Annotated in this window: 19 protein-coding genes and 1 pseudogene; 9 read left to right on the forward strand and 11 right to left on the reverse strand. The window is 67.9% G+C overall.

What is annotated here, in order from left to right; genetic code table 11:
* Window position 1: 1 nt before the first annotated feature.
* From DL519_RS26225 to DL519_RS26245, 5 genes are read left to right on the forward strand one after another with little or no spacing between them, the layout of a single operon-like run.
* Window positions 2-319 carry a type VII secretion target gene (locus tag DL519_RS26225; RefSeq protein ID WP_190818695.1) on the forward strand — a complete coding sequence of 106 codons (318 nt, stop codon included), beginning with the start codon at window positions 2-4 and terminating at the stop codon, window positions 317-319.
* On the forward strand, window positions 316-1017 hold the full coding sequence (locus tag DL519_RS26230; protein ID WP_190818697.1) for a WXG100 family type VII secretion target: 702 nt from the start codon (window positions 316-318) through the stop codon (window positions 1015-1017). Before DL519_RS26225 ends, DL519_RS26230 begins: the two co-directional genes overlap by 4 nt.
* A gap of 9 nt (window positions 1018-1026) precedes the next feature.
* Window positions 1027-1725 carry a hypothetical protein gene (locus DL519_RS26235; protein WP_190818699.1) on the forward strand — a complete coding sequence of 233 codons (699 nt, stop codon included), beginning with the start codon at window positions 1027-1029 and terminating at the stop codon, window positions 1723-1725.
* Window positions 1726-1727: 2 nt separating this feature from the next.
* Window positions 1728-2093, forward strand: a complete 366-nt coding sequence (locus DL519_RS26240) for a hypothetical protein (protein ID WP_190818701.1) — start codon at window positions 1728-1730, stop codon at window positions 2091-2093.
* Window positions 2086-2709, forward strand: a complete 624-nt coding sequence (locus tag DL519_RS26245; protein ID WP_190818702.1) for a hypothetical protein — start codon at window positions 2086-2088, stop codon at window positions 2707-2709. The genes DL519_RS26240 and DL519_RS26245 overlap by 8 nt, the downstream gene beginning before the upstream one ends.
* 48 nt (window positions 2710-2757) lie before the next feature.
* Here DL519_RS26245 and DL519_RS26250 read toward each other — a convergent pair whose 3' ends face one another.
* Window positions 2758-3630, reverse strand: coding sequence for an NmrA/HSCARG family protein (locus tag DL519_RS26250; protein ID WP_190818704.1), 873 nt, complete (start codon window positions 3628-3630; stop codon window positions 2758-2760).
* Window positions 3631-3728: 98 nt separating this feature from the next.
* Here DL519_RS26250 and DL519_RS26255 point away from each other — a divergent pair, with 98 nt between their 5' ends.
* Window positions 3729-4301: a TetR/AcrR family transcriptional regulator gene (locus tag DL519_RS26255; RefSeq protein WP_190818706.1), complete on the forward strand. Its 573-nt coding sequence runs from the start codon at window positions 3729-3731 to the stop codon at window positions 4299-4301.
* Between the two features lie 470 nt (window positions 4302-4771).
* Here DL519_RS26255 and DL519_RS26260 read toward each other — a convergent pair whose 3' ends face one another.
* Window positions 4772-4966 (reverse strand): hypothetical protein, encoded by a 195-nt coding sequence (locus DL519_RS26260; RefSeq protein WP_190818708.1) that lies wholly within the window; start codon window positions 4964-4966, stop codon window positions 4772-4774.
* Window positions 4967-5122: 156 nt separating this feature from the next.
* On the opposite strand from DL519_RS26260, the gene DL519_RS26265 reads away from it, so the two are divergent.
* Together DL519_RS26265 and DL519_RS26270 are read left to right on the forward strand one after the other, a co-directional pair.
* Window positions 5123-6004 (forward strand): helix-turn-helix domain-containing protein, encoded by an 882-nt coding sequence (locus DL519_RS26265; RefSeq protein ID WP_190818710.1) that lies wholly within the window; start codon window positions 5123-5125, stop codon window positions 6002-6004.
* A gap of 16 nt (window positions 6005-6020) precedes the next feature.
* Window positions 6021-6323, forward strand: a complete 303-nt coding sequence (locus tag DL519_RS26270) for a DUF397 domain-containing protein (protein ID WP_190818712.1) — start codon at window positions 6021-6023, stop codon at window positions 6321-6323.
* A gap of 84 nt (window positions 6324-6407) precedes the next feature.
* Here the strand turns inward: DL519_RS26270 and DL519_RS26275 are convergent, their stop codons facing one another.
* From DL519_RS26275 to DL519_RS26305, 7 genes are all read right to left on the reverse strand, one after another.
* Window positions 6408-7409, reverse strand: a complete 1002-nt coding sequence (locus DL519_RS26275; protein WP_168586530.1) for an ABC transporter ATP-binding protein — start codon at window positions 7407-7409, stop codon at window positions 6408-6410.
* Window positions 7402-8412: an ABC transporter ATP-binding protein gene (locus DL519_RS26280; RefSeq protein ID WP_397544975.1), complete on the reverse strand. Its 1011-nt coding sequence runs from the start codon at window positions 8410-8412 to the stop codon at window positions 7402-7404. Before DL519_RS26280 ends, DL519_RS26275 begins: the two co-directional genes overlap by 8 nt.
* An 11-nt stretch (window positions 8413-8423) precedes the next feature.
* On the reverse strand, window positions 8424-9383 hold the full coding sequence (locus DL519_RS26285) for an ABC transporter permease (protein ID WP_190818713.1): 960 nt from the start codon (window positions 9381-9383) through the stop codon (window positions 8424-8426).
* Window positions 9376-10302 carry an ABC transporter permease gene (locus tag DL519_RS26290; RefSeq protein WP_190818715.1) on the reverse strand — a complete coding sequence of 309 codons (927 nt, stop codon included), beginning with the start codon at window positions 10300-10302 and terminating at the stop codon, window positions 9376-9378. Before DL519_RS26290 ends, DL519_RS26285 begins: the two co-directional genes overlap by 8 nt.
* Before the next feature lie 73 nt (window positions 10303-10375).
* Window positions 10376-12007 (reverse strand): peptide ABC transporter substrate-binding protein, encoded by a 1632-nt coding sequence (locus DL519_RS26295; protein ID WP_190818718.1) that lies wholly within the window; start codon window positions 12005-12007, stop codon window positions 10376-10378.
* Between the two features lie 206 nt (window positions 12008-12213).
* Window positions 12214-13167 (reverse strand): Ppx/GppA phosphatase family protein, encoded by a 954-nt coding sequence (locus DL519_RS26300; RefSeq protein WP_190818720.1) that lies wholly within the window; start codon window positions 13165-13167, stop codon window positions 12214-12216.
* 205 nt (window positions 13168-13372) lie between these two features.
* Window positions 13373-15148, reverse strand: a complete 1776-nt coding sequence (locus tag DL519_RS26305) for a lytic transglycosylase domain-containing protein (RefSeq protein WP_223839570.1) — start codon at window positions 15146-15148, stop codon at window positions 13373-13375.
* 207 nt (window positions 15149-15355) lie between these two features.
* On the opposite strand from DL519_RS26305, the pseudogene DL519_RS47260 reads away from it, so the two are divergent.
* A pseudogene (locus DL519_RS47260) lies at window positions 15356-15484 on the forward strand (hypothetical protein); the annotation flags it as partial.
* 344 nt (window positions 15485-15828) lie between these two features.
* On the opposite strand, the gene DL519_RS26315 reads toward DL519_RS47260, so the two are convergent.
* The gene (locus tag DL519_RS26315) at window positions 15829-16329 is read right to left on the reverse strand and encodes a DUF501 domain-containing protein (protein ID WP_190818726.1); all 501 of its coding nucleotides are present in this window, start codon (window positions 16327-16329) and stop codon (window positions 15829-15831) included.
* A 2-nt stretch (window positions 16330-16331) separates the two neighbouring features.
* Complete coding sequence (locus tag DL519_RS26320) at window positions 16332-16868, reverse strand: FtsB family cell division protein (RefSeq protein WP_168586525.1); 537 nt, start codon at window positions 16866-16868, stop codon at window positions 16332-16334.

Genomic DNA, 16868 nt, shown 5'->3' on the forward strand with positions numbered 1-16868 from the left:
CATGAGCGACGGGTACAGCGTCGACGCCGAGCAGTTGCGCGCCCACGCGAGCAAGGTGTCGGAGATCCAGGCGCGGTTCGGCGCGGTGAAATCCGCCAGCTCGCACATCACGAAGGACGACCAGGCGTACGGGCCGCTGTGCGGGTGGATTTCCGGCTTGCTGGAGGAACGGCACGCCGACCAGGACGAGCTGATCGCGTACGTGGCGGAGAACCTCGAACTCGCCGCGGCAGCGCTGCGCGACACCGCCGACTACTACGAATCCCTCGACAAGGACCACGCCGACCTGATCCGCTCCGCAGGCGAGGGCATGCCATGACCGACAAGTCACTGGTCGCCCCCGTCGAGTCGTCCCGCGAGGCGTGGACCGGCGCCGGGCTGGCCGACAGCATCGAGGGCCTGGTCGATGCGATCAAGAGCGAGGGCTGGGTCGACGACCTGCTGGCCGGCACGGGCCTGGCGATCGAGGTCGCGGCGAGCGCGCTGGACCCGTTCAGCGCACTGCTGTCCAACGGCCTGGGCTGGGCCATGGAGTACTTCGAGCCGCTGCGCGAGATGCTGGACGAGCTGACCGGCAAGCCGGACGTGGTCATGTCGCACGCCTCGACGTGGAACAACATGGCCCAGGAACTCGGCTCCATGGCCGAGGACCTGCGCGCGAGCGTCGAGGCGGACGTGTCCGGCTGGCACGGCCGGGCCGCGGACGCCTACCGCCGCCTGATGGGCAACAACGTGGAGGCCGTCGGGGGGCTGGCCGCGATCTCCGCGGCGATGGCGGAGGCCACCCAGGGCGCGGGCGGTTTGGTGGAGCAGACCCGCGAAATCGTTCGCGACCTGATCGCCGACCTGGTGGCGAGGGTGATCGTGTGGGCGGTCGAGGCGATCTTCGTGGTCACCATCCCGGTGGTCGCCGCGCAGATCGCCGCCGCGGTGGTCAAGTGGGCCGCGCGCATCTTCACCTACACCACGGCCCTGATCACCAGCCTGACCAACCTCAACAAGCTCCTCAACGATTAGGCGGGCGCGATGCGATTCCTCACGTTCCTCGCCCTCGCCGTTTGGTTCGGGCTGCACAGCACCAAAACCCCGGACGGCCCCGGCGGAACCCGCAGCGGCAAGAAGAACCAGCCGACGAAGGTCGGCAACGTCGACGCCGGCAAGGGCGCCAAGAGCGCCATCAGGGCCACCAAGGAATACGCCGACAAGGGTCGGGCCGAACAGGGCGATCAATCCACCAACCCGACCGATCCCTCCGACCCCTCGAAGACCGATCCCAAGGCCCAGCAGAAGCAGGCCCTCATCGAGGAGGCCCAGGCGCAGGGGATCAAGATCAGCGCGGACCGGGTCGTGGAGATCGGCAAGGACCCCAACGGGAAGATCGTCTTCCTAGAAGAGGGCAAAGGCGGCAAGCGCGGGGCTGGACTGGAGCACATCTACGAAGAGCACGGGAGCCAGTTCGAGCAAGCCGGGATCCCCAAGGAAGAAGTGCCGGATTTCGTTCACAAAGCGGCCACGGAAGGCGAGTACACCGGGTACACCCAGGGAAAGGCACCCGGCCGCCCGATTTACGAGGTCGAGCACAATGGCCAGAAGCAGTACGTCGCGGTGAGCGTCGGCAGCAATGGATTCATCGTCGGAGCCAACATGAGAGGCGCCGATGATCCGTTCAAGGGCGCCCAAAAAGATCCCAACTCAGAGACCGATCCGAAACACCGGGGATATTAGCGATGGACCAAGCCTTGATCTCGGTGCGCCTCTCGCCGGAATGGCGAACGGGGCCGCTCTGGGTCACCACCAGCGCGGATCGCTTCGAGAACAACGCCGAACCCGAAGACCTGGCGGAGAAGTTCGGCGTATCCGTGGAACTGGTCGCCGAACTGAACGAGTGGGATGACGAATTCCAGCAGATCTGGGATCCGGCCGACCCCGCTTCAGCGGAATTCCCCAGCGAAGAAGCGGAAGTTCGCTGGGAGGCGCGCGGCAGGCGACTGGCGGAAAAACTGGCCGCCGAACTCGGACCGAGCGTCCGGGTAAGCTACTACAAGGAAATCATCCAGGCCGGCGCGGCGGACAGAGAACGGGAAGATGACTGAATCAGGCGCGGATTTGATCAGGAACCGCCACGGCGCGGACTTCGCGCGGTGCGGCGTCAGCGGCGACCTGATCAACAAGCTGGTCATGCACGTCGCGACCAGCGGAACCGAGGCGGCCCGGGTCGTCGGCCACAACCGTCCGACCTACGTCGTCGAATTCGGCGGCAAGCGGATTCCCGTCGCGCTCAGCATCGCCGCCAGCGGTTATGTGATCTCCGCGCATCCCGAGCCGCTGGCCCGCGTGGACGGTTCGCAGTGGCCTCCGGCGGGAAGCCGTCCGGCCAGCGTCCGGCTCGGCGCAGAATGGGGGGCCGGGCCGTTCTGGGTCCGCTTCGGGCCCGAGGAGGCGGTCGCCGCGAACTACCTGCCGGACGAGATCCGGGACGTGCTCGACCTCCCGGCCGACCTGCTGCTGGACATCGCCCGTTGGGACCACGACTACCAGGGCATCCTCGACCAGAACTACCCGCCCGACTCGGCGTTCCCCTCCGAAGAGGCCGCGCTGAACTTCCGGCGCACCGGGCTCACCCTGGCCAAGCGCCTCGCCGCCGCGCTGCCGCCGGGGCTCGTCGTCGAGTACGCGGAGAACTTCAGCGACCGCATCCTCACCATTTGAGCGCACGCGGAGGGCACCTTCGGCGAAGGTGCCCTTCGCGTTGGAAGATCAGAACTGTTTGGCGAGCCAGGTTTCGAAGGTCATCAGGCCCGGGTGGACTCGGCGCAGGGCCGGGATGTCCACCGACAGGTCCAGCTCGTTGATCGCGGAGTAGGCGCGGTAGAGGACGGGGTTCTGCTCGCGCAGGGGCTCCAGCGGCAGTTCGACGTGGCGGAGTTCCCGGCCGGTCGCGCGGGACAGCGCGGCGGCGATCTCCGGCGGCGTCAACGAATCCCCGGCGATCTCCACCGCCCGACCGACGTAATCGTCGGGGTTCCCGAAGGCCAGCGCGGCGAACGCGCCGATGTCCTCCAACGCGATCAGGGGCTGCGACACGTCGGCCCTGACCGCGCTCACCAGCTCGCCGTCCGTGGCGGCCTGCCCGGGCATCATCACGATGTAGTTCTCCATGAACGACACCGGCCGCAGCATCGTGGCGGGTACGCCCAGCGCGCGGATGTGCTCCTCGATCGCCCACTTGTTGTCCAGGGTCGGGGAGCCGATCCGCTGCTCCGCGTTGGTCGCCGAGGCGTAGACGAGGTGCCGCACCCCGGCGGCCTTCGCCGCGTCGGCGACGTTCTTGCCCCACCCGATCTCCTTCTCGTTCGTCAGGTCGGGCGTCAGCTCGGGCGTGATGAAGGTCGGTTGGACGCTGAAAGCGCCGTGCACGCCCCGCATCGCGTCCTCCAGCGCCGCCCGGTCGCCCATGTCTCCCTCGACCAGTTCCGCGCCGGCCTCGGCGAGCCGCCGCGCGGCGGCGCTGGACGCGCTGCGGGTGAATGCCCGAACCCGCCAGCCCCGCTTGAGCAGCTGTGCGGCGGTGGCGCCGCCCTGCTGCCCGGTGGCTCCGACGACCAGTACGACCTTGTCTGCTGTGGACACTTCTGCCTCCGCATCAGGCGCAACCGGAACGTGCGCCCCGCTTTCGCAATATACGGAACGCGCGCCCCGCTTGTCCACGGCAACGGTAGGCTCGACTCGTGACGACCAAGAACGCCTCGGGAAAGCGGCTGCGCGCGGACGCCCAGCGCAACCGGGAACGGGTCCTGGCCGCGGCCCAGGAGCTGTTCGCCGCCGAAGGCCTGGCCGTCCCCCTGGACGACATCGCCCGCCGGGCCGGCGTCGGGCCCGGCACCGTCTACCGCCACTTCCCCACCAAGGAAGCGCTCTTCGAGGCGGTCGTGGTGGAGCGGATCCAGCGGATGGTCGAGGAGGCCCGCGACCACGCGACGGCCGACGACCCCGGCCGGGCGTTCTTCGACTACTTCCAGCGGGTGATCGAGCACGCCGCGCTGAACAAGGACATCTGCGACGCCCTGGAATCGACGGGCCAGCAACCGCGAACGGCCTGCCCGGAAAACGACTTCAACAACGCCATCGGCACGCTGCTGGAACGCGCGCAACAGGCGGGAGCGGTCCGCGCCGACGTCACGACGGCCGAGTTGCGATCGCTGATCGTGGGAGCCCTGAACATGTACCGCCGCGCCGTGGCCGAGCAACGCCCGGCGCACGAACTAGCGGTCCTCTACGCAGGCCTCCGCCCGCTCAGCTGACCGTCAGGCCCGTGAGTACTTTGGGTTGCTGTAGCAGCCCAAAGCACTCACGAGCGGAGCCGGGCGCAGCGATCCCTCCGGGGGTGGCCGGGCGCTGGGTCGGGGGCGGAGCGCCCGGCCACCATGCGGTCCGGCGAGGGAGGGGATGCGCCGGACCAGGTCTCGCGGTCAGATGCGCAAGCGCGCAAAGGTCTCGGTATCGAGGTGGTGCCGACCGGTAGCCACGGCTTCCCGTTGTCGCTCCGCCTCGATGTCCTCGATCAGCTGCCCACACATTCAAAGCACCCTCACCGGCACCGCTGTGCTGCGCACGCGGAGGCCGGATGAGCAGCAGGCTCGCGATCAGCACGTTGACCAGGACGAGAGTGCTCACCTGAAGCCAGAACATGATTTCTCCTCATTGCTGTGGGTTGCGTTCGTGCCGGTCAGGGGTCGTGAGTGCGAAAACCGGTAAGAACCGGATCTCGCACTCACGACCCCGTGGCCCACCGCGAGCTGATGCGCCGCCAGCAGTCCATGCAGGTGTCCTCGTCGATCCACTCGATTTCGGGAGGCAACCGCTGCACCTGCCACGCCTCCACCTCAACCCCGCAGAACGACGTCACCGCCGCATGCGGCTCGGCCCGCTTCGCGGCCACGCCGAAGGCGTGCCGCCCAACCCCCACAGGCCGCCAAACCAGTCCACCCCGAAGCTTCCGAACATTGCATCTCCCGACTTGTTGCAATCCCACTTTACTGTGATTGATGCGTCTCATGAGGCGCAAGCTAAACGATCAACAACCATGCGAACGGGTTACGCTGCGGAGCACAGATCAAATGCGATGCTCTACGGCATGCCAACACCGACTGTCCGGCGACTGCTCGTAGGTCATCTCTTGCGCCACGCGCGGGAGCAGACCGGTCTCGACCTCGATGCCGCGGGCAAGCTCATCGGGAAGACCAACAGCACGATGAGCAGGATCGAACGCGGCCAAACCGCGCTGCCGCAGCATGTGTTGAAGAAGCTCGCGAACGCGTACGAGCAGCACGCACCGAACGCCATCGACCTGGACGAGCTGCTCGATCTGGCACGCGGGAGCCAGGATCGTGGTCGATGGTCCGGCTATCGGTCCGTGTACTCCAAGTACTTCCGCATGGCAGTGGATCTCGAAGCCGACGCCGCTGCGATCTTCCAGTACCAGACCGAGATCGTGCCGGGCTTGCTTCAAACGGAGCAGTACATCCGCGCGCTGTTCACCACGTCTCAGGTGCAACCCAGCGATCAGTCCACAGAGGATGCGGTGGAAGCCCGGCTGGAGAGGCAAGCCGTCCTGGCCAAGCCGAACGCGCCGCAGGTCAGCTTCGTCCTTTCTGAGTCGTCACTTCGCCGCCTCGTAGGTGATCGGGAGCTGATGGAAAATCAGCTCCGCCACACGGCCGAGATCGCGCGACTTCGAAACGTCCAAATTCAGGTTCTTCCTTTTGACGCAGCGACAGCACCGCGTGCGACGCACGACTTCAAGCTTTTCCGCGTACCGTCGCCCGGCAACGGCGGTCCGCTTGAGTTCGTCTACGTCGAGGACTTCACTGACGGCCGCTACCTGGACAGACACGACGATGTGCACGCATACACTCTGCTGTGGCAACAGCTCGTGGCGGCTGCGCTGGACCCGGTGGAGTCGGAGAAGTTCATCCTGCGCGTCGCGGACGAGTTCGCGCGATGACGTTTGGAGACTACGGATGCAGCGCGATGAAGCGACTCTCTGGAGAAAGTCCTCGTACTCGCAGGGGCAAGGCACCTGCGTCGAGGTTGGATGGCGGAAGTCCAGTTATAGCCCACACAACGACAACTGCGTCGAGGTCGGCTGGCGGAAGAGCAGCCGAAGCGGCGGCAATGGCGGCAACTGCGTCGAAGTCGGTATCGGCTTCGACGCCGTCGGGATTCGGGATACGAAAGACCGCGACGGCGGGCACTTACGCGTCACTCCTGCTCGGTGGCAGGCGTTCCTGCGTGCCGTCAAGGACGGCGCGCTCGACGCCTGAACCACCGGATCCGGTGAGAGGTGAGGGGCGCCCTTGGGTGGCTATACCGCCCAAGGGCGCCCCTCACCTCGAAAAAATCGCCCGTCAGGAGATCACGCGGGGGCGTTCCTCGGCGAAGTGGCAGGCCGAGGGATGGTCGCCCAGGCGGACTTCCAGCTCCGGGACCTTCTCCGCGCAGATGTCCTGCGCCTTCCAGCACCGGGTGCGGAAGCGGCAGCCCGACGGCGGATTGGCCGGGCTCGGCACGTCACCCGTCAGCCGGATGATCTCGCGCTTGCCGCGCAGCGTCGGGTCCGGCACCGGCACCGACGACAGCAGCGCCTGCGTGTACGGGTGCTGCGGGTGCTCGTAGATCTGCTCGTCGGAGCCGATCTCCACGATCTTGCCGAGGTACATCACCGCCACCCGGTCCGACAGGTGGCGGACCACCCCGAGGTCGTGGGCGATGAACACGTACGACAGCCCGAACTCGTGCTGCAGGTCGCCGAGCAGGTTCATCACCTGCGCCTGGATGGAGACGTCCAGCGCGGACACCGGCTCGTCGCAGATGATCACCTTCGGCCGCAACGCCAGCGCCCGCGCGATGCCGATGCGCTGCCGCTGTCCGCCGGAGAACTGGTGCGGGTAGCGCTGGATGTGCTCCGGGTTGAGCCCCACCACCTCCAGCAGTTCCTGCACCTTCCGCCGCCGCTCGCCCTTCGGCGCCACCTCGGGGTGGATCTCGAAGGGCTCCCCGATGATGTCGCCCACGGTGCGCCGCGGGTTCAGCGAGGTGTACGGGTCCTGCAGCACGATCTGCAGGTCGCGGCGCAGCTTGCGCAGCTCGGCGCCGCGCATCTTGAACATGTCGCGGCCCTCGAACAGGGCAGTGCCGCTGGTCGGCTTCTCCAGCCGCATCAGCACCTGCGCCAGGGTCGACTTACCGCAGCCGGACTCGCCCACCACGCCGAGCGTTTCGCCCCGGTTTAGATCGAACGACACGCCATCAACGGCCCGCACGTGGCCGATGGTGCGCTTGAACAGCACGCCCTGGGTGACCGGGAAGTGCTTGACCAGGTCCCGCACCTGGAGGATCGGCTCAGCCACGGGTCATCAACTCCTCCGCGAAGTGGCAGGCGCTGGCCCGCCCCAGACCCAACTGGTGGTAGGTCGGCACCTCCTGGCGGCAGCGTTCCTGGGCGCGCGGGCAGCGCGGGTGGAACGGGCAACCCGGCGGCACCGCGAGCAGGTTCGGCGGCAGGCCCTTGATGGTCTCCAGCTCCTGCCCCTTGAGGTCCAGGCGCGGGATCGACCGCATCAGGCCCTCGGTGTAAGGGTGGCCCGGCTGCTTGTACAGCGAGTAGGCGTCCGCGGACTCCACGATCCGCCCCGCGTACATCACCACGATCCGGTCCGCGACCTCGGCGACCACGCCCAGGTCGTGGGTGATCAGGATGAGCCCCATGCCGAGTTCCCGGCGCAGCTCGTCGAGCAGGTCCATGATCTGGGCCTGCACCGTGACGTCCAGCGCGGTGGTGGGCTCGTCGGCGATGAGCAGTTCGGGGTCCAGCGCCAGCGACATCGCGATCATCGCGCGCTGCCGCATGCCGCCGGAGAACTGGTGCGGGTACTCCTTCACGCGCTGCTTGGCGTTCGGGATCTTCACCTGGTCCAGCAGCTCGACGGCCCTGGCCATGGCGGCCTTGCGGGACATGCCGCGGCGCATCCGCAGCTGCTCGGCGATCTGGAACCCGACGGTGTAGACCGGGTTCAGCGCGGACAGCGCGTCCTGGAAGATCATCGCCATCGAGTCGCCGCGCAACTTCCGGCGACGGTTTTCCGATGCCGTGAGCAGGTCCTCGCCCTGGTACCGGATCGCCCCGCCGGTGATCGCACCGGGCGGGATGTCGAGGATGCCCATGATGGTCTGCGCGGTGACGCTCTTGCCGGAGCCGGATTCGCCGAGCACGGCGAGGGTTTCGCCGGCGTCGACGTGGTAGCTCACCCCGTTGAGGACCTTGGCCACGCCGTCCCGGGTGCGGAACTCCACGTGCAGGTCGTCGACCTCCAGCAGCCGCTCCGCCGGAGCCTTCTTGTCCACAGTAGACAAAGCGGTTTCTCCTACCTCTGCTTCGGGTCGAGCGCGTCGCGCACGGCGTCACCGAGCATCACGAACGCCAGCACCGTGATCACCAGGAACCCGGCCGGGAAGAACAGCAGGTGCGGCGCCGCCTGGATGTAGAAGCGCGACTCGGCGATCATCACGCCCCACGACACGACCGGGTCGCGCAACCCGATGCCCAGGAACGACAGCGTCGCCTCGGCACCGATGAAGCCGCCCAACGCGATCGTCGAGTACACCAGCACCGGTGCGAGGCAGTTCGGCAGCATGTGCCGCAGGATGATCCGCGGCGCGCTGGCGCCGAGCGCCCGCGCCGCCTTCACGTAGTCCTGCTGCTTCGCCGAGATCGCCGCCGAGCGCATGATGCGCATCGAGATCGGCCAGGACAGCACCGCGATCGTCAGCACGACCTGGGCGACGATCCGCGTCGCGCTGGGAATGGCCTCCTCGGCGTTGAAGGTGGTCAGGATGACGATCGCGCCCAGCACGAACGGCAGGCCCAGGAAGATCTCGGAGAACCGGGACAGCAGGTTGTCCACCCAACCGCCGAAGAACCCGGCGATGATGCCGACGGCGCCGCCGAACAGCACGGTCAGCAGCGTCGCCAGCAAACCCACCGCGATTGATGCGCGGGTGCCGTAGATCGCGCGGGCGAAGATGTCCCTTCCGAGGTTGTCGTAGCCGAACCAGGCCTCGGCTGAAGGCGGCTGCCTGGACTTGGAGAGGTTCGTCCACGACGGGTCTACCGAAGTGAACACGCCCGGGAACGCCGTGATGAACAGCAGCGCCAGGATGATCAGCGACGCCGCGATGAACAGCGGGCGGCGCCGCAGTTCCAGCCACGCGTCGCCCCAGAGGCCGCGGGGCTTCTGGGACTTGCCCCCAGTAGTCGAGGGGACCGGCTCCTCCGGTCCTACGGCCGGGCCGGTGACCAGGCTGGAAACACTTTGGTCAGTCATATCGGATCCTCGGGTCGAGAACCGCGTAGAGGATGTCCACGAGCAGGTTCATCAGCAGGTAAACCAGCACCAGCAGGGTGACGATCCCGGTCACCGTGGCGCCTTCCTTGGTCAGGATCGACTTGAAGACCAGGCCTCCGATGCCGTGGATGTTGAACACGCCCTCGGTCACGATCGCGCCACCCATCAGCGTGCCGAGGTCGGTGCCCAGGAAGGTGATCACCGGGATCAACGAGTTCCGCAGCAGGTGCACGCCGACCACGCGCTTGGGTTCCAGCCCCTTGGCGACCGCGGTCCGGACGAAGTCCGCGTGGCGGTTCTCCATCATGGCGGTCCTGGTCAGCCGCGCCACGTAGGCCATGGACAGCGAGCCGAGCACGAAGCCGGGCACGATCAGCTCCCCGATCGACGGGTTCGCGCTGACCGTTGGCTTGATGATGCCGAGTTCGCTGCCCAGGGTGATCTGCAGCACGAAACCGGTGACGAACACCGGCAGCGAGATCAGGAACAGGGTGGACACCAGGACCAGGTTGTCCAGGAATCCGCGGCCGCGCAGGCCGGTCAGGATGCCGGCCGCCAGGCCGATGATGCCCTCGATGACCAGCGCGACGACGGCGAGCTTGATGGTGGTCGGGTAGGCGTTCTGGATCAGCGTGCTGATCTGGATGCCCGCGTAGGTCTCCCCGAAATCACCCGTTAGGAGCTTCCCGAGGTACTTGAAGTATTGAACGATCAACGGATCGTTCAGGTTGTACTTCTCGTGCATCTCGGCGATGTAGGCGGGCGGACAGCCGCGGTCGCCGCACTTTCCCGCGAACGGGTCACCCGGGATCGCCCAGACGAGCAAGTAGATGATCAGAGTTGTCCCGATGAAGACCGGGATCAGTTGCAGCAGCCGCCGCAACAAGTAGCGACCCATTCGGGCCTCCTAATCACAGCCAATGCAGGGCCCGGCCCGCCGGATCACGGCGGGCCGGGCTCCGGCTCGGTTCTTACTGCTTCAGGCGCACCGTGGTCAGGTCAAGTTCACGGTAAGCCTTGACCTCACCTTCAGCGATCCGCTCCGAGAAGCCGTACTGCACCGGCTGCGTCCACAGCGGGATCAGCGGCAGGTCGTCGGCCAGCAGCTTCTCCGCATCGGCGTAGGCAGCGGTGGCCGCCTCGATGGTGGGAGCCGCGTTCGCCTTGTCGAGCGCCGCGTCGAACGCCGGGTTGCTGTACTTGTAGTCGTTCGACGACGCGTTCGTGCGGTACAGCTGGGTCAGGAAGGTCTCGATGTTCGGGTAGTCGGCCTTCCAGCCGGTCCGGAACAGGCCGCTGAACTTGTATCCGTTGGCCTTCTGCCGGAACTCGCCGAACGTCGGGGTCGGGACGAACTGCGTCTCGATGCCGAGGTTCTGCTTGATGCTCGCGGCCACCGCCTGCACCCACTCGTTGTGGCCGCCGTCGCCGTTGGTCTCGACGGTCAGCACGCCCTGGAAGCCACCCGCCTGCTGCAGGTACTGCTTGGCCTTCTCCGGGTTGAACTCGCAGGCCTCACCGCACTGGTTCGGGCGGTAGCCGTCGACCGCCGCGGTGGCGAAGCCGTCCGCCGGGTCACGACCACCGGCGAACACCTGCTGGGTGATCGTCTTGCGGTCGATGGACATCGAGATCGCCTTGCGCAGCAAGGGGTTCTTGAACTTCGGGTCGTAGAGCGGGAAGCCCAGCGTCTGGGTCAGCAGACCCGGCTTCTGGTGGGCGTGCTCGCCGAGGTCCTGCTTCCACTTGTCACCGATCAGCGCGGAGACCGGGATCGCCCGCAGGAAGTCCAGGTTGCCCGCGGTCAGGTCCTGGTAGGCGCTGTCGAGCTGCTCGTAGACCTTGAACTTGGCGCCCTTGATGGCCGGCTTGTTGGCGCCCGCGTAGTTCTCGTACGCGGTGACGTTCAGCTCCTGGTTAGGAACGCGGGACTCGAACTTGAACGGCCCGTTGCCGATCGGGTGTTCCTCGAAGGCCTTCGGGTCCTTGAAGAACGAGTCCGGCAGCGGCATGTAGGCGGAGTAGCCCAGCACGACCGGGAAGATCGTGAACGGCGCCTTCAGCCTGACGGTGAAGGTGTTGTCGTCGACGACCTTGAGGCCGGACAGCTCCTTGGCCGCCGGCGGCGGGGCCTGCTGCGGCCCGTCCTTGCCGTCCGGGTCCTCGGACTGCATCTGGTCGTAGCCGTCGATCTGCTCGAAGAAGCTGGCGCCCTGGAGGCCGTTCGGACCGTATGCGTTGTAGTTCCAGGCATCCACGAAGTTCTTGGCCTTGACCGGGGTCCCGTCGTGGAACGTCCAGCCCGGCTTCAGCTTGATCGTGTAGTTCTGGTGGTCGGTGGACTCGATCGAGTCCGCGACCGCGTTCTCCACCTTCAGATCACTGGCCCGGTAGTCGACCAGGCCGGTGAACAGGGCGTTGATGACGAAGCCGCCGTTTTCTTCGGTGGTGTTCGCCGGGACCAGAGGGTTCTCCGGCTCGCCCCAGTCGAGGGTGACGATGCCGTCGTCTCCGGAGCCGCTGCCGCCTCCACCGCAGCCGGTGGCGATCATCGCCACCGCCAGCGGGGCGGCGACCATTGCGGCCAAGCGTCCCTTTCGCATGTAGGTCCTCCCGCTTCCACGCGTGCCCCAAGTGTTCATTTCCGGGGTCACCACGCGCGGCGGATCATTCACCGCCGCGTCAGACGAGCGTAAACATAAGTGAGAACCTTTTCACAGCAATGCCCTGTCACAAAGCCGTCACCTTCTGAATCATTCCAGTCAATTTGTCACCCAAAAGGCGGAATTTAGCGTCCACATTCTGAGAACTAGCTGATAGACAGTGCTATCCCGTCCAGGATGTCGTGCTCACTGACAGTCATGACGGAGATACCCGCGCGCTCCGCCAATTCGTCTGCCAGCACCTTCACGACCAGCGCACCGCCGCCGATCACGTCCACTCGACCTGGGTGCATGGCGCCGATCGCGGCGCGTTCGTCGTGCGTCATCCGAAAAAGATCGTCGCTGATCTGTTCGACTCGAATCTGGGAAATATGGGAAAGATGAATTGCCGCCGGATCGTATTCGGGCAGTCGCTGTGCGATCGCGGACAAGGTGGTCACCGTGCCGGCCACCCCGACCCAGGTGCGCGCGCCCGAACAGTCCACCGCCGCGAACGCGTCGTCGAGGGTCCGCCGGGCCACCTTCTCGGCCTCCCGGACCTCCTCGTCGGTGGGCGGGTCGCTGCGCAGGCAGCGCTCGGTCAGCCGCACGCAACCGACGTCGGCGGAGTACGCGGCGGTGATGTCGGCGCGCACGCCGTCCCAGGTGCCCACGACTAGCTCGGTGGAACCGCCGCCGATGTCGGTGACGACGAACGGCCCGTCCTCCGGGTCGAGGTCGCCGACCGCGCCGGTGAACGACAGCCGCGCCTCCTCGTCGCCGGTGATCACCTCGGCGTCGACCCCCAATGTTTCCCGCACCATGGCGAAGAAATCCTCGCGGTTGGACGCGTCCCGGGTGGCCGAGGTCGCCACCATGCGGACGCGCTCGACCCCCTTGCGAACGGCGATCGCGGCGTACTCCGCCAGCGCCGCCTGGGTGCGCTCCAGCGCCTCGTCGGCGAGCCGCCCGGTGGCGTCCACGCCCTGCCCGAGCCGGACGATCCGCATGCCGCGGTAGACGTCGCGCAGATCGCGCCGACCGTCGTCGTGCGCGGTCACGTCGGCCACCAGCAGGCGGATCGAATTCGTCCCGCAGTCGATCGCCGCGACCCGTGACATCTGCGTCCTCCTCGTTCGTCGGATAGCGCCCACCGCGCCCCCACCGTTCACGCTACCGGCCAGGCACGAGCCGCCCAGCAGACCCGGAAACCCGAGACGCGCAGCGCCAGCCGACGGCGGTAGCAGGTGATCGGCTTCAGCAGAACGCCGACCGTGAGCCTTTCGGGTTGCTATGACTACCCGAAAGGCTCACGGCCGGCGTGACTCACCGGGTCGGCGAGAATCCCTCCGGGACGACGCAAGGCGCGAGCAGGCCTGGCGTTCCCGATTCGACGTAGACGGTCTGGCCCGGCACCGCGGCGTGCGGATCGCTCGCCCCCGGTTCCAGGACCGTGCCCGGCGACTGCTCTGAAGTGGCGAACTCCCCGCTGCCGAGCACTCCCGGGGCGCAGGACGTCGGCGCCTCGTCCGGCGTCGAGGACGGCGGCCTCGTCTCCACCGGCGGCGCGGGCGTGGACGGCGGCGGAACCGAAGGCCCGGGCGGAGCCACATCGGGCGGCGCAGGCGCAGCAACCGGCGGGCTCGGCTGGTCTGAACTCGGCGGCGGCCCTGGCTGCAGAGCGGGCTGGCCTGAACCCGGCGGCAGCCCCGGCTGTGCCGAACCCGCTGGCGGACCGGGCTGCGTCGAGCCCGGCGGCAGATCCGGTTGGCCTGAGCTGGGCGGCGGTGCAGGCTGCGCCGAACCCGGCGGCAGGCCGGGCTGCGCCGAGTTCTGCGGTGGCGCGGGCTGATCCGACGGCGGTGGACCTGGTTGGCTTGAGCTCTGCGGTGGCGCAGGCTGGCCCAAGCTTGGTGGCAGGCCCGGTTGGCCCGAACTCGGCGGCGGCGCAGGCTGAGCCGAACCCGGCGGCAGACCCGGTTGGGGCGCGGTCGGCGGTGTCGGGTTCGGTGGGGTGAGTTCCGGCGGGGACGGTTCCGGGATCTCCAGCGGCGGGACCCCGATCGTCGGCGGCTCCGCCGGGCGGGGCGTCGCATCGGGCGGCGGGCCGGTCGGTGCGGGCGTGGCCGGGGTGGGCTGCGGCGCAGGCGCTCCGGTCGGCCCTGGAGGCGCGGGCGGAACCATTGCCAGCACCTGCGGGCCGTCCGGCAGGCGCTCGCCTTCGAGCACGTCGCCGACCTCCGGCGCCAGCTCGGAAGGAGTCGGCGTGACGCCGTTCGCATATGCGGCCGCCCAGATCAGCACCGTCCGCACGTAGCTGTCGGAGTGGTTGTAGCGAAACACCGCCGCCGCGAGGTTCTGCGGACTGCGCAAGTCGCCGCCGCTGCACAGGTACCGCGCAGCCGCGAGGCTGGCGTCGTAGATGTTGTGCGGGCTCGCGACCCCGTCGTCGTTGCCGTCGACGGCGTACTTCTGCCAGGTCGACGGGATGAACTGCATGGGCCCGACCGCCCTGTCCCACACCGGGTCGCCGTCGTAGCGGCCCGCGTCGGTGTCCGGGATCGCCGCGATGCCCGGGTCGCCGGACAGCCGCGGGCCGAGGATCGCCCGCACCGTCGTGCCGAGCACGTCGACGTTGCCGGAGCGAGCGTGGCCGGACTCGATCCGGCCGATCGAGGCCAGCACCGACCAGTGCAAACCGCAATCCTGCCCACCGCGATCCATCTGGTTCGCGGTCCGAACGTAGGCGTCCAGCACCTCTCCCGGAATGCCCAGCGACCCGGTCGGCAGTTCCACCTGCGGCCCCGCGCCGGTGGCGAGTTGCCGCGGGTCGGCCGCCCGCGCCAGCACCTCGGGGCTGAGCAGCGGTACCTGCGGGAGGTTCCCGCTCACGCCGAGTTCGCGCGGATCGGGCTCCTCGCCGACCGGCTGCCGAGGATCGGTCAGGAACGAACTCGACGCCGCCAGTGTCGTCGGCAGCAGCAGCACCGGAGCCATCGCGGTCACGGCGACCCACTTGCGCGCCTTCCGCCGAGCCACCGCGCCGAGCCGCGGAGCCGATTTCCACTCGTGCTTGCCGCGGCGCTTGTTGCGAGCCGTCACTAGCTTCCATCCCCAGACGAACATCACCGGAAAAACCGAGATGGCTCCTTGGATACACCACCGGTTCGAGGAACGCCGGATGGCGAGCGGGCACGTCACCCGTCCGACTGGTGATCGAATGGGCCGGCAGGTCCGGTTGCTCCGAACAGGCGGCGCAATCACCGGAATCCCAGCTATTCGGGTGGGGTTTGCGCCTACCCTCCGAACATGACGCTCATCGACGCGCCGTCTTCATTCAGCGCCCACCCGGGTAGCCAACCAGCCTCCGCTGGCCGGGTTCGATCCGCTCGCTACGGCAACCGGGTCGATGAAGTCGACTTCCACCCGTCCTGGCACCGGCTGATGTCGCGCGCTATCGACCACGGCCTGCATCGGCGAAGAGGGCCGCGGGGTTCGCTGCATCATCGAGAGAGAGATGGTGTCGATGGCCAGGCTCGACTGCGTGCTCGACTCGGCGGCGATCCCGGGCGCCCGCGCCCTCCTCGACCGCATCGCTCCGACTCGCTGACACGATGACCCGCCGACGCGATTTCCATTGAAATCAAAGGTCCAATTTCAATGGAAATCGCGGGTCGTCGGCGTGTCGCACTCCGACACGCCGACGACTGTGGACAACTTCCGCAATTTCAATGGAAATCAGAGGTCCGATTTCCATTGAAATCGCGCCCCTCCCGGGCGGGTCAGCGGTTGAGCAGGTAGCGGTGCTCGGGCCAGCGTTCGGCGATCAGGTCGATCGCCTCGTCCCCGAACGGATTGACTCCCGGCCCCTTGGCCAGGGCATGGGCGATGTGCACGTGGAGGCACTTGACCCGGTCCGGCATGCCGCCGGCGCTGACCTGGGTGCCCAGCGATTCGAGCGCGTCGCGTTCCGCGAGGTACGACTCGTGCGCGTGGCCGTAGCGCTCCGCGAGGTCCGGGTCGGTGGTCAGCCGCTCGGCCATCTCCCGCATCAGGCCCTCCGCCTCGAAGGTGGAGGCGTGCGCCACCAGCTGCGGGGCGGTCAAGTAGTACAGCGTCGGGAAGGGGGTGCCGTCCTCCAGCCGCGGCCAGGTCTGGACCACCGTGGGTTCTCCGGCCGCATCCCGCGCCGCGATCGCGTGCAGACCGCGCGGCGGCCGACCGAGCTGCCGGCGGATGCATTCCCGATCCGCATCGCTGACCGTCGGCACGCCCAAGTTCACCGTCAAGATCCCTTTCCCATCACCGAATTCCAGAGGTCTTCGTACCACGGCGCGCCGTCTTCGGCGGGGGCGACCGGGGGCGGCGGCGCGGCCGGTTCGGTCGGCACCTCCACGATGTAGGGCGTCTCGCCCGGGCGCACGTAGCCCAGCCGGGCCCGCGCTTCCGCTTCCACCTGCGCCGGATCGGAGAGCTCCGCCTTGCGCTGTTCCAGCTCCCTGACCTGCTGGGTCAGCTCCGCTTGCTGCTGTTCCTGCTGGGCCAGCTCGGCGCGTTGGCTCAGGTAGGTGCGCAACGGCACCGACACGCTCAACGCCATCACGCAGACCAGCATCGCCAGGCCCGCGGCCCGCCTGGTCGAGGAGAGCTTGAACGCTCCCCCCGTGCTGGACCGCGGGCGGGACCGGGTCGACGCCTGCCGACCCGGTCTCCGGCCCGAGGTCCTGGTCCCGTCCCGGCGGACGCGCTCACCACGGCGCTCCGCCGGGGACTCGCCCCGGCGGTTGCGCCGCTGTGGATCCGATGCGCGCCCGACCGGCAT

Source organism: Saccharopolyspora pogona (assembly GCF_014697215.1).
Taxonomy (GTDB): Bacteria; Actinomycetota; Actinomycetes; order Mycobacteriales; family Pseudonocardiaceae; genus Saccharopolyspora; species Saccharopolyspora hattusasensis.

Excerpts from the sequence above, each read along its gene's own strand:
- DL519_RS26285 (WP_190818713.1), bottom strand. The coding sequence starts at position 9,383 with ATGACTGACCAAAGTGTTTCCAGCCTGGTCACCGGCCCGGCCGTAGGA.
- DL519_RS26265 (WP_190818710.1), top strand. The coding sequence starts at position 5,123 with ATGCTCTACGGCATGCCAACACCGACTGTCCGGCGACTGCTCGTAGGT.
- DL519_RS26230 (WP_190818697.1), top strand. The coding sequence starts at position 316 with ATGACCGACAAGTCACTGGTCGCCCCCGTCGAGTCGTCCCGCGAGGCG.
- DL519_RS26235 (WP_190818699.1), top strand. The coding sequence starts at position 1,027 with ATGCGATTCCTCACGTTCCTCGCCCTCGCCGTTTGGTTCGGGCTGCAC.
- DL519_RS26240 (WP_190818701.1), top strand. The coding sequence starts at position 1,728 with ATGGACCAAGCCTTGATCTCGGTGCGCCTCTCGCCGGAATGGCGAACG.
- DL519_RS26270 (WP_190818712.1), top strand. The coding sequence starts at position 6,021 with ATGCAGCGCGATGAAGCGACTCTCTGGAGAAAGTCCTCGTACTCGCAG.
- DL519_RS26225 (WP_190818695.1), top strand. The coding sequence starts at position 2 with ATGAGCGACGGGTACAGCGTCGACGCCGAGCAGTTGCGCGCCCACGCG.
- DL519_RS26300 (WP_190818720.1), bottom strand. The coding sequence starts at position 13,167 with ATGTCACGGGTCGCGGCGATCGACTGCGGGACGAATTCGATCCGCCTG.
- DL519_RS26290 (WP_190818715.1), bottom strand. The coding sequence starts at position 10,302 with ATGGGTCGCTACTTGTTGCGGCGGCTGCTGCAACTGATCCCGGTCTTC.
- DL519_RS26295 (WP_190818718.1), bottom strand. The coding sequence starts at position 12,007 with ATGCGAAAGGGACGCTTGGCCGCAATGGTCGCCGCCCCGCTGGCGGTG.
- DL519_RS26320 (WP_168586525.1), bottom strand. The coding sequence starts at position 16,868 with ATGCCGGTCGGGCGCGCATCGGATCCACAGCGGCGCAACCGCCGGGGC.
- DL519_RS26245 (WP_190818702.1), top strand. The coding sequence starts at position 2,086 with ATGACTGAATCAGGCGCGGATTTGATCAGGAACCGCCACGGCGCGGAC.